Raw genomic sequence first — 1836 nt, 5'->3', positions numbered from 1 at the left:
TGCTTCATTACCAGAAACCCCTAACCAATGATAAAATTCTTTAGAAAAATTAGACAACAACTACTCTCTGAAAACAAGTTTAGCAAATATCTGATTTACGCAATCGGAGAAATTTTTCTTGTTGTTATTGGTATTCTGATTGCACTTCAGATTAATAATTGGAATTCTGAGAAAAGGGCCAGAGTTGAAGAAAAACAATTATTGCACAACTTAAAATTTGATTTTAACAATGCTATTGAAGACTTAACCTTTTTATTGGATGTAAGGAATCAACAGGTTTCTGCGATTAAAAAGCTTTATAGAATTTTGGAGTCAGGACATGCAAATTATACTGAGGATGAACTTCTGAAGTTGCTTTGGCTTGAATCATTCACTGGTTCATATGATAGTCAATCAAGTGCGTTAAATATGTTGTCTAATTCAGGTAAAATCAACATAATAAGTAATAATCTACTTAAAAATCAACTCATATCATGGCCTGACATGTTAGCAGATTTCACAGAGGAGGAAGATGCCATTAGAGAGATGACTCAAAGATTTTACTTACCAATTACAGGAAAACATGTCTCATTAGCCCAAGTCTTACGGTCTCGGAAGGATATTTTCGATTACGGAATGGTGATACCAAATGGAACCATTAAAAATGATTTTTCTGGACTCTTTAAGAACACAGATTTCGAGAATCTGATGACTTACAAACTAACTCATATCATTCTTGCAATAGAAGGTTCAGAAATATTAATTACAACGGCTAAAGGGATTGTTGAAACTATAGACAATGAATTAAAAAAATAACGACAGCACAACAATGGCTATAAGTAATTGCTTGTTGTCGCCTACTTTGGAAATTCCTGCGGAATTTCCAACTTGGTGTGTGCTTGCAAAGTTTAGTGCAAAACGACGCAACAACTCATAGCCGAGACCGTTGTGCTTCATTATAACCAACCAATAGCAAATGATAAAATTCTTTAGAAAAATTAGACAGAAACTACTCTCTGAAAACAAATTTAGCAAGTATCTTATTTATGCAATCGGTGAAATTATTCTTGTGGTAATTGGAATTTTGATTGCGCTTCAGATTAACAATTCGAATAATAAAAGAATAGAAAAAGAAAGAGAGTTCAAGTACTTAACAAATATTAAGCTTGACCTAATAAAAGACATTGAAAGTCTTGAATACAATATAGATTTTAGACAAAAAAAATCATCAGGAATTGAGAAACTAATAAAGCAAATAAATGGACAGCCAATTAAGGATTTAAACGAGACAACTTATAATGTAATAAATACTTTAAATCAAGAAAGATTTCAACCAAGCAATGTTACATACAGTGATTTAGTGAGCTCTGGAAATATGAATCTTATTTCTAACGATTCAATAAAGATATACTTGTTCGAATTATCACTTCTTTACCAACAAAACCTATTCAACATTGAGCACGAGACTGCAGAATATGATGAAAACATATCTAAATCAATTTTTAGATTTGCTGATGTTGAACGTATGAAGCCAGTCTTTTTAGGAAAAAAAACTATAGAACAGGTAAATATTTCAGAAGAAGACTTTAAGGCTCTTTTTGAGAGTCTTGAATATAAAAATGGATGTGTTGTGGCGAAATGGACTTCAGAAGGAATGATTGAAATGTATCAGAACATCAAAATAAAATCGATGCATTTAATTGAATTAATTAATTCGGAACTAAAAAAATAACGAAAGCACAACAATGGCTATAAGTAATTGCTTGTCCTTGCCTTCTTCTGAAAATCCTCGCGGATTTTCAGTTTGGTATGTACTTGCAAAGTTAAGTGCTAAACCACGCAACTACTCATAGCCGA

General features: G+C 32.0%; 2 protein-coding genes. Both read left to right on the top strand.

Translation table 11 applies throughout. From position 1 onward, the window contains the following. The first annotated feature begins 27 nt into the window (after positions 1-27). A complete protein-coding gene (locus AACM45_RS20210) occupies positions 28-795 on the top strand; it encodes a DUF6090 family protein (protein WP_339145015.1) in 768 nt (255 codons plus the stop codon). Between the two features lie 160 nt (positions 796-955). Next, complete coding sequence (locus AACM45_RS20205; RefSeq protein ID WP_339145014.1) at positions 956-1711, top strand: DUF6090 family protein; 756 nt, start codon at positions 956-958, stop codon at positions 1709-1711. Positions 1712-1836 lie beyond the last annotated feature (125 nt).

This window comes from Croceitalea sp. MTPC5, assembly GCF_036985505.1.
GTDB lineage: Bacteria > Bacteroidota > Bacteroidia > Flavobacteriales > Flavobacteriaceae > Croceitalea.
Note: the sequence above shows the minus strand (reverse complement) of the source record. Positions and strands in the feature narration are given on the sequence as shown.